Below are 9,231 nucleotides of genomic sequence, written 5' to 3'. Positions count from 1 at the left end.
CTCTAAACTTTAAAAGTCCAGTTTCTGGTCTTAATTCTCTAGGAAGTGTATCCCATTTTTCTCCACCAATAGCACCAAATAAACATGCATCAGAATTTAATACACCATTTATAGTTTCTTGAGGTAAAGGAACACCAGTTTCATCAATTGCAATTCCGCCCATTAAATACTCTTTGTAATCTAATGTAAAATCACAAGCTCCTGATACTGCATCTAAAACTTTTATAGCTTCATCTACGATTTCTGGACCAATACCGTCACCTTTAATTAAAGAAATGTTATATTTTTTCATTATTTAGCTTCCTTTTTGGCTTCTTCTTTTGCATAATTTATTAAACCACCACTTGCAATTAATTCTTGCATAAATGGAGGAATTGGAGTAAATTCATAAGATTTATTTGTTGTATTATTAACAATTGTACCAGCATCAAAATCAATTGAAATTTCTTGACCTTCTTTAATTTCTAAAGATTCTGGTAATTCAAAAATTGGTAATCCCATATTAAATGCATTTCTATAGAAAATTCTTGCAAATGATGGAGCTACAACAGCTGCTACACCTGCTGCTTTTAATGCGATTGGTGCATGTTCTCTAGAGCTTCCACATCCAAAGTTTTCACCAGCAACAATAATATCACCTTTTCCTAATTTATTTGGAAATTCAGGGTCTGCATCTTCCATAACATACTTCGCTAAATGTTGTGGGTCTGAGCTATTTAAGTATCTTGCAGCAATGATAACATCAGTATCAATATTTGCTCCAAAGTTCCAAACTTTTCCAGTAATTTTGTTCATATTTTGTATCCTTATATTTAATCTACTTATTAAAATCATTAAACAATTATTTTCAAAAGGATTGTATTTTAGCTAAAGATTTAGTAATATTTGATTAAATTGAGTTTTTTTAATCAAGAATATAATTAATTTCGGTATAATACAAAGCATATTTAAACAAAGAGGAATTTCTATCCATGAGCGTAAAAGATTTAAATAAATCAATAGAGCAACTAGTTAAAGAGTATAAAGATTCTGTATTAACTTATGAAAAAATTATAAAAGTCTTTCCTAAATCTCCTTCTGCCCCAAACATTAAAAAACTTTTAGCATATATCCAGTTATTTAACGTAACAGTTATTAGTTCGCAAGAACAAGCAAAAAGAATGAATGCTGAAGAAGCACAAAAAAGAAGAGAACAAAGAGAAAAACTAATAATGAATGAAGATGATGTTTATGATCTTCTTAAAAACAAAGAGTTATTAGAATGGTCAAGATCAGATTCTCCTGTAAGAATGTATCTAAGAGAAATGGGACAAATTCCATTACTTACTAAAGAAGAAGAGATTGAAATATCTAAAAAAATTGAAATGGGTGAGGATGTAATTTTAGATGCAATCTGTTACGTACCTTATTTAATTGACTTTATTTTAGAGTATAAAGAACCTCTTGTTAATAGAGAGAGAAAAGTAAAAGAATTATTTAGAAACTTTGATGATGAAGATTCAGATAATTCATCTGATGAACCAGAAGTTGAAGAAGATGATTCAGATGATGATTCAGAAGAAAAAGCTGATGGTAAAAAACAAAAGAAATTAGATAAAAGAGCACAAACAATTGTTGATGCATTTAAAATTCTTGAAAAAGCTAAAAAAGATTGGCTTAAATTCTTATCAAAAGAAACTGCAAAATCTGATTCTGAATTAGACCAAATGGTATTTAATTTAGCAGTTGCATTTAAAAAGAAAATATTAAAAGAAGCGTTATTAGATTTAGGACCTACTTCTAAACTTATTACAGAAATTGTAAAAGCAATGGAAACAGCACTTAAGTCAGATACTGGTTTTGAACATGAACTTAAAAGACTTGAGTACAAATTACCATTATTTAATGATACATTATTAGAAAATCATAAAAAGATTTTAGATAATATTGTTAATTTAACTAAAGTTCAAATCACAGGTATGGTTCCTGAAGCTACTATGGTTTCTACATATATGGAAATTAAAAAACTATTCCAAACAGCAGAAGCTTCAAAAGATGGTTTTGATTTAGAACCAGAAGAACTAAAAGATGTTTTAGAGCAAATTAAACGTGGTAAAGATATTACTGATAAATCAAAAACAAGAATGGCAAAATCAAACCTTAGACTTGTTGTATCTATTGCAAAAAGATATACAAATAGAGGTTTACCTTTCTTAGATTTAATTCAAGAAGGAAATATCGGTCTTATGAAGGCTGTTGATAAGTTTGAATATAAAAAAGGTTATAAATTCTCTACTTATGCAACATGGTGGATTAGACAAGCAATTTCAAGAGCAATTGCTGATCAAGCTAGAACAATTAGAATTCCAATTCATATGATTGAAACTATTAATAGAATTAATAAAATCATTAGAAAAGGTATTCAAGAAAATGGTAAAGAGCCAGATGTTGAGGAAATCTCAAAAGAAGTTGGATTACCTGTTGATAAAGTTAAACAAGTAATTAAAATTACAAAAGAACCTGTATCTCTTGAAGCTCCTATTGGATCTGATGATGATGGTAAATTTGGTGACTTTGTACCTGATGAAAAAGCTCCAACACCAGTTGATAATATTATGAAAGAAGATTTACAAAATCAAATTGATCAAATATTAGGACAATTAAACGAAAGAGAACAAGCAGTTGTTAGAATGAGATTTGGACTAATGTCGGATGCATCAGATAGAACACTAGAAGAGATTGGTAGAGAACTTTCTGTTACAAGAGAAAGAGTTAGACAAATTGAATCAAGTGCTATTAAAAAACTGAAACATCCAAAAGTTGGTAAAAATCTTAAGAACTACGTAGAAAGCTAGGAAATGAAATTTTTTGAAGATTGGGTTGAATTAGATTTAAACCCTGTTGTTTCTTTTTCTTCTACTTCAAAGATTATTTATTCTAATTCAGAAGCTCAATTTTTATTAAGTAGAATAAAACAAAAAGAGCTTTTTGAATTAGCCTTAAAATATGCTCCAAAATCTTTTGGAGCAGAAACTTCTTATATTGATTTAGTAGTTAAAAACTACACTTTTTATGCAATAACAGTTATGTATGATAATGAAGATGAAATTCATATGAAGCTTTACAAAAGTGCGATGGTAAAAAAAGAATCAAAACTAAATATTAAAAACATTAATAGTACTAATATTTTTACACTAGTTGATTTAGCAATATCAACTAGTAAAATAAAAACAGATACTGTTTATACAAAAAATTATGATCCATCTATTCCTGAGTTTAAATTAGATGCAAGTTCATTTATTAAAACTCTTAATCAGGTATTTGAATCATTTATAGGTTCAAATACTATTAGATGTTCTATTATGTTAAAAATTGGTGAATATATAAGAATTGAAGGAAAGAAATACTCTTTAATTACTGTTGAGATAGCATCTGATATAAATGCTAATACTCAAAGCTTAAGTTATAAAGAAGATAGCTCATTTATAGTAAGCTCTAATGAAAATAAGATTACTATAGATTTACCACTAATAATTTAATTTATTCGAAGCTTTTATTTTTTATCTAAAAGCTTCGATAATAATACTCCAAGAGGAACAATTCCTAAACCAATAATAAATGCCATTGGAATAAAAAGTTTATTATTATTTAATGCAAAAAATCCGAAAATTAATGTTGAATAACCTAATACTCTATAAATAGATAAAAAACCAGTAGCTGAAAAGATTGTATTTTTAAAAGAGTCTTTTTTTACTTTTGATTTTTCATCATTGATAATCTCTTTTATTTTTTCAGGAGTTAACTCTTCTTCTGGTATTTCTTCATATTCTGTATATAAATCATAAGGATCATCTATTTCATCAATTTTATCTCTATCTTCTGTTTTATTACTTTTAGAAATATCAAGGTTTGATAATCTTCCTTGAATATTCTTTCTATATGATAAAAATGAAGCAATTGTAATAAATAAAGATGATATAAAAGCAACTTGAGTATTTAAAAGCCAAATAGCGTCTTTTAGTACTAATACAGAAATTATTAAACAAAGGTTTAAAACAATAAAAACCTTTGCAAAATTCTTAATTGATGAATTAATCTTCATCTTTATCATCTGTTGCTTTATCTCCATGCTTTGCTCTATGTGCGTATCTAGGATCATTTTCTAATCCTTCATACTGCTTTTGAGCACGTTTATAAGCTTTAAAGATATTTAAAATAGCTGCTGCAACACCCCAAAAAAGACCTAACCATAAAGTCCATGAGTATCCTGTAAGTTCTCTTAATCCATAACCAATACCAAATCCAATAGCAACGGCTGCAACCATTGATAAACCTAAAGATAGATTATCTAAAGCTTCAAGTTTACCTCTGTGTTTTGGTGTAAAATCATTATTATTTTCTTTCATATTGATTCCCTAATTATTTTATATATGAACAGCAATAATCTGTAATAGTTTCAACTTTTATATCAAAATTTGAATTAGCTGGAACATCAAATGATGTATTTGCAGTATAAGTATTCCAAGTATCAGAACCTGCTAATTTTACTTGTACATTACCATCAATAATTTCCATTAATTCAGCTTCAGCAGTACCAAAATTGTAAGTACCAGGCATCATAATACCTAAAGATTTTTTTGAACCATCACTATCAATAAATGATCTGCTTGTAACATTTCCATCAAAATAAACATTTGCTTTTTTTACTAATTCTACGTTTTTTAAAGTTTCCATATAAATTCCTTTTATAAATTTTTCATAATGTCTGATGCTGCTTTTATACAATCATCAATATTTTCATCTGTCATAACAGTTGAAATAAATCCTGCTTCGTATTGAGAACAAGCAAAATAGAAACCTCTTTTTAGCATTTCATGATGAAATTTTCCAAATCTTTGGAAATCACATTTTGCAACTTCTTTAATATTTGTTGGTTCTTCTTCACAGAAAAAGAATCCAAACATAGATCCTCTTGTATTAATTTGTAATGGAATATTATTAGCATTTGCAGCTGATTTTAATCCATTTACTAATCTAAGTGCTTTAGCATTTAAATCTTCATAAATAGAAGGATTTGCTTTTAACTTTCTTAAACTTACTAATCCTGCACTCATAGCAACTGGATTACCACTTAATGTTCCTGCTTGATAAACAGCACCATCTGGTGAAAGATGTCCCATAATCTCTTTTGATGATGCAAAAGCCCCTACTGGCATTCCTGCACCAATTACTTTTCCAAAAGTAATAATATCAGCTTGTGTTTGTAAAATTCCACTTGCACCTTTTAAAGAAGCTCTAAAACCAGTCATTACTTCATCAAAAATTAATAATGCACCATTAGCATCACATAATTCTCTACAAGCTTTTAAAAATTCTTCTGAAGCAGGAACTAATCCCATATTTCCAGCAATTGGTTCAATTATGATACAAGCAATATCATTTGAATCTTCAAAACATTTTTTTAGATTTTCAATATTATTATATTCGCAAAGTAAAGTATGTTTTGTTAAATCAGCAGGAACTCCAGGAGAACTTGGTGCTCCAAATGTTGCCATTCCAGACCCAGCTTGTACTAATAAAGAATCAGAGTGCCCATGGTAACATCCTTCAAACTTTAAGATATCATCTTTTCCTGTAACTCCTCGCGCAAGTCTAATAGCAGACATTACAGCTTCTGTACCTGAACTTACGAATCTTACTTTATCAATATTATCAAACATATCAACTATTTCATTAGCTAAACTTGTTTCTAATTCAGTTGGTGCACCAAAAGATAAACCTTTTTTAACAGTTTGGATCACTGCTTCTTCAATATCTTTATCACAATGACCAAAAATAAGTGGCCCCCAACTTTGAACGAAATCTAGATATTTATTATCATCGATATCGTACATAAATGCACCCTCACCTCTTGCTATAAATGGAGGAGTTCCACCTACACTTTTAAATGCACGAACAGGAGAATCAACTCCTCCTGGAATTACATTACAAGCTTCGCTATACGCTTTTACTGAATTATCAAACATTTGTTATCCTAATGTATATTTAAATTTGTAGAATACCCAAAAAAATATTTATCATTAATTAAAATATTTTTAAAGTAAACTCTTTTTATTTTTAAGTATTATATGAATTTATAAACTCTTTCATAATTGAAAAATCTACATTTTCATTAAGTTTTATATCTAAATCCATTAAATACAAATTTTGTATATTAAACTTATCTAATTTTACTAAATCTTTTCCTGTTGTAACAATTGAATAATCTTTGTACTCATCTTGTATTTTTTTTATATCATCAATGACAAAATTATAATGATCAGGAAAACTTATCATTTTTGTATCTTTTGGTAAGAACTCTAATAATCTTTTTGGTTTTGAAATTGCTGTTAAAAGTAAAACTTTTTCTGGTAAAGTTGTATTTTTATAATCTTTTTTAATAGTTATAACTCTATTAAAATCAACACCCTCTTTTAACTCTAAATCTGCACAAGCATATAAACCTTTTGGTTCTCTATATCCACCACTTGGCAAACAATAAATATTTGTAGGCTCTTTTTTAGGTCTTAATAAAATATTGAATTTTTTAATTTGATATTTTGAAAAACCATCATCTAAAAATACAATTTTACAATTTAACTCTTTTGCTTTTAAGATTGCTTTAACTCTATCTTCACTTACAATTATTGTAGCATTTGTTAATGATTTTGCTAAAAGCATTGCTTCATCACCTGAAGTTTTAGTATCAACTAAAATTTCTCCAAATTTAGAAACAACAAATAAACCTTTTGATTCTCGTCCATAACCTCTTAAAATTACACAAGCTTTTTCATATTTTGATGCTAATTTAATTGCCATTGGAGTTTTACCACTTCCACCGACTATTATATTTCCAATTGAAATAACTGGAATTCCTAAATCAATCTCTTTTGCAAAAGTTCTTTTTAAAAGAATAATTAACATATATAAAAAAGTTAATGGTAATAATAAAAAAGAGATTAATTGCTGAAAAGAATTAGGAAAGAAGAGATAATCTTCAATCCAAGTATATAGTTTTTGTTTCAACTTCTAATTAAACCCACTCAGAGGCTACATCAATTACTTGATCACAAACATATTTAACTTCATCATCACTTAAACCTGCATACATAGGTAATGATAATATTTGTTGATAGTTATTTAAAGCATTTGAAAATGCTGTAATTTTTATTGAATATTTTGTTTTATAATAAGATAAAAGATGTAATGGAATATAGTTAAGTCCAGTAGCAACTCCTCTATCTTTTAAAGCTCTTGCAAATGCATCTCTATTTCTTGAAACTTTAATAATAAATTGCGTGAAAATATGTTCATCTTTATGAGGTAAAATTGTAATATGTTTTACACCTGCTAATCTTTTTTCATAAAGTTTTGCAATCTCTTTTCTTCTTTTAATAAATTTTTCTGTTTTATTTAATTGAGCAAGAGCATACGCAGCATCAAGTTCAGATAAATCATATTTATGTCCAATATCAACTACATCATAAACATAATCTAAGTTTCCATAACTATCATAAGTAGTAGTTAAAGCATGTGTTCTTAGAAGTTTTGCTCTATTTGCTATTTCTTCATTTGCTGTTACAATTACACCTGATCTTGAAATTGCATATTTACTATTTGATGGGTTTGTAGAAAAGATTGTCATATCAGCTCTTAAATTCCCAACTTTTTTTCCATTATATGTAACACCTAAAGCTGATCTACAATCTTCAATAAGTATGATTCCATATTTTTTAGCAATATCATAAATTCTATCTAAATCAGGAGTTTGACCTGCAACAAAAGTAATAATTGCACCTCTTAATTTTTTTGATTTATTTTCAGCAAGTGCTTGTTCAAACTTATTTACATCAATATTCATATCTTCCATATTAATATCAATAAAAACAGGCTCTGCATCAAAGTGTCTTACAACTTCAGGTAAATTAACAAAAGAGTTTACAGACATTAAAATCTTATCACCTCTTTTTAATTTTATTGCACTTAATGCTAAATGAATTGCTGCTGTTGATGTTGCAGTAGCAATTGCATGTTTAGCTCCAATAAAATCTTTCATTCTTTCTTCAAACTCTAAAACTTTTGATAAATCGTTTTTTGATTCTAAAACACTTCTTATTTGATTTAATTCATCATTATCTAAAGAAGCTTTGTAAATTGCAATATCTTTTTTTATCATTTTAACTCCAATTAATACTTGCGATTGTTGGTAATTTACCTTTAAAGGCATTTGCTTTAACTCTGTATTCTAACATATTAATTAATTTTTCATCAAAACCTAAATTTATTAATTCATCTTTTGATTTATTTTCATCAATCATTGGCTTTAAAACATCATCCATTTGCTTATATGTATATCCTAGTTCATTTTCATCACTTTGCCCATCCCAAAGATCTGCACTTGGAGCTTTATTTAAAATAGCATCTGTTACACCTATAAATTTTGCAAATTCAAATTCATCACTTTTATATATTTCACCAAGAGGATTAATAGCACAAGCGATATCTCCAAAAATAGTACCATAACCTAATAAAAGTTCACTTTTATTTGATGTACCAATAACTAAAGATTTTTCTCGTGAAGATATATCATATAATACTGACATTCTCATTCTTGCACTAAAATTACCAATTCTTAAGCTATCATTATCCATATTATCAATAAAAGCACTAACCATTGGTTCTATTGATACTATTTCATATTTGATATTATATTTTTCACATAATTCAATTGCATCATCTGTTGAACTTTTTGAAGAAAATTGAGATGGCATTAAAACACAATTTAATTTATCTCCAAAAACTTCTTTACATAATACTGCTACAACAGCTGAATCTAATCCACCAGATAAACCAACTGTAACATTACTTAATCCAGTTTTTTTTACTTCATCTTCTAAAAATTTAACTAATTGTTCTTTAATATTTTGCCAATTTATCAATTGAAATCCTTTATAGTCGATTATTATATCTCATCTTTTTTTGTTTTTTCATAAATTTCTGTTAAATACTCAGATGTAATATTGTTTATTTCATTTTTTTTATATTGCAATTGATTTATAATTGAAATTAATTCATCTTCTGTAAAATATTCTAAATAATTTGGATTTATCTCAATTGTTTCAGATGGATTAACTTTGATTAGCTCTTTTATTTGTGTTATTAATTTATCTTTCATTTACTTCTTATCTTTAAATTTATCTAATATTTGTTCTA

Annotated in this window: 12 protein-coding genes; 2 read left to right on the top strand and 10 right to left on the bottom strand. The window is 27.4% G+C overall.

Translation table 11 applies throughout. The features are described 5' to 3' along the window. Both ACERKK_RS08060 and ACERKK_RS08055 read right to left on the bottom strand, forming a co-directional pair. The coding region (locus tag ACERKK_RS08060) for an isocitrate/isopropylmalate family dehydrogenase (protein ID WP_373772570.1) at positions 1-292 on the bottom strand (292 nt) is incomplete at its 3' end. Then, on the bottom strand, positions 292-795 hold the full coding sequence (locus ACERKK_RS08055; protein ID WP_373772569.1) for a 3-isopropylmalate dehydratase small subunit: 504 nt from the start codon (positions 793-795) through the stop codon (positions 292-294). The genes ACERKK_RS08055 and ACERKK_RS08060, both read right to left, overlap by 1 nt. A gap of 176 nt (positions 796-971) precedes the next feature. Between ACERKK_RS08055 and rpoD the strand changes: the two genes are divergently transcribed. Together rpoD and ACERKK_RS08045 are read left to right on the top strand one after the other, a co-directional pair. Next, positions 972-2,834 (top strand): RNA polymerase sigma factor RpoD, encoded by a 1,863-nt coding sequence (gene rpoD / locus ACERKK_RS08050; protein ID WP_373772568.1) that lies wholly within the window; start codon positions 972-974, stop codon positions 2,832-2,834. A 3-nt stretch (positions 2,835-2,837) separates the two neighbouring features. Further along, positions 2,838-3,518, top strand: coding sequence for a hypothetical protein (locus ACERKK_RS08045; protein WP_373772567.1), 681 nt, complete (start codon positions 2,838-2,840; stop codon positions 3,516-3,518). 14 nt (positions 3,519-3,532) lie between these two features. Here ACERKK_RS08045 and ACERKK_RS08040 read toward each other — a convergent pair whose 3' ends face one another. From ACERKK_RS08040 to ACERKK_RS08005, 8 genes are all read right to left on the bottom strand, one after another. Continuing rightward, positions 3,533-4,090, bottom strand: a complete 558-nt coding sequence (locus ACERKK_RS08040; RefSeq protein WP_373772566.1) for a hypothetical protein — start codon at positions 4,088-4,090, stop codon at positions 3,533-3,535. Continuing rightward, positions 4,071-4,385: an AtpZ/AtpI family protein gene (locus ACERKK_RS08035; RefSeq protein ID WP_373772565.1), complete on the bottom strand. Its 315-nt coding sequence runs from the start codon at positions 4,383-4,385 to the stop codon at positions 4,071-4,073. Before ACERKK_RS08035 ends, ACERKK_RS08040 begins: the two co-directional genes overlap by 20 nt. Before the next feature lie 13 nt (positions 4,386-4,398). Continuing rightward, on the bottom strand, positions 4,399-4,713 hold the full coding sequence (locus ACERKK_RS08030; protein WP_373772564.1) for a pyrimidine/purine nucleoside phosphorylase: 315 nt from the start codon (positions 4,711-4,713) through the stop codon (positions 4,399-4,401). A gap of 11 nt (positions 4,714-4,724) precedes the next feature. Further along, positions 4,725-6,005, bottom strand: coding sequence for a glutamate-1-semialdehyde 2,1-aminomutase (gene hemL / locus ACERKK_RS08025; RefSeq protein WP_373772563.1), 1,281 nt, complete (start codon positions 6,003-6,005; stop codon positions 4,725-4,727). Positions 6,006-6,096: 91 nt separating this feature from the next. After that, positions 6,097-7,044, bottom strand: coding sequence for a tetraacyldisaccharide 4'-kinase (locus ACERKK_RS08020; protein ID WP_373772562.1), 948 nt, complete (start codon positions 7,042-7,044; stop codon positions 6,097-6,099). 7 nt (positions 7,045-7,051) lie between these two features. Next, positions 7,052-8,194, bottom strand: a complete 1,143-nt coding sequence (locus ACERKK_RS08015; RefSeq protein WP_373772561.1) for a DegT/DnrJ/EryC1/StrS family aminotransferase — start codon at positions 8,192-8,194, stop codon at positions 7,052-7,054. A 1-nt stretch (position 8,195) separates the two neighbouring features. Further along, positions 8,196-8,957 (bottom strand): NAD+ synthase, encoded by a 762-nt coding sequence (locus tag ACERKK_RS08010; RefSeq protein WP_373772560.1) that lies wholly within the window; start codon positions 8,955-8,957, stop codon positions 8,196-8,198. Between the two features lie 23 nt (positions 8,958-8,980). Further along, positions 8,981-9,193 carry a hypothetical protein gene (locus tag ACERKK_RS08005; RefSeq protein WP_373772559.1) on the bottom strand — a complete coding sequence of 71 codons (213 nt, stop codon included), beginning with the start codon at positions 9,191-9,193 and terminating at the stop codon, positions 8,981-8,983. Positions 9,194-9,231: the final 38 nt, after the last annotated feature.

Source organism: Poseidonibacter sp. (assembly GCF_041821165.1).
In the GTDB taxonomy this organism is placed as follows: Bacteria; Campylobacterota; Campylobacteria; order Campylobacterales; family Arcobacteraceae; genus Poseidonibacter.
The sequence above is the reverse complement of the archived record's forward strand: the minus strand, read 5'-3'. Positions and strand labels throughout refer to the sequence as shown.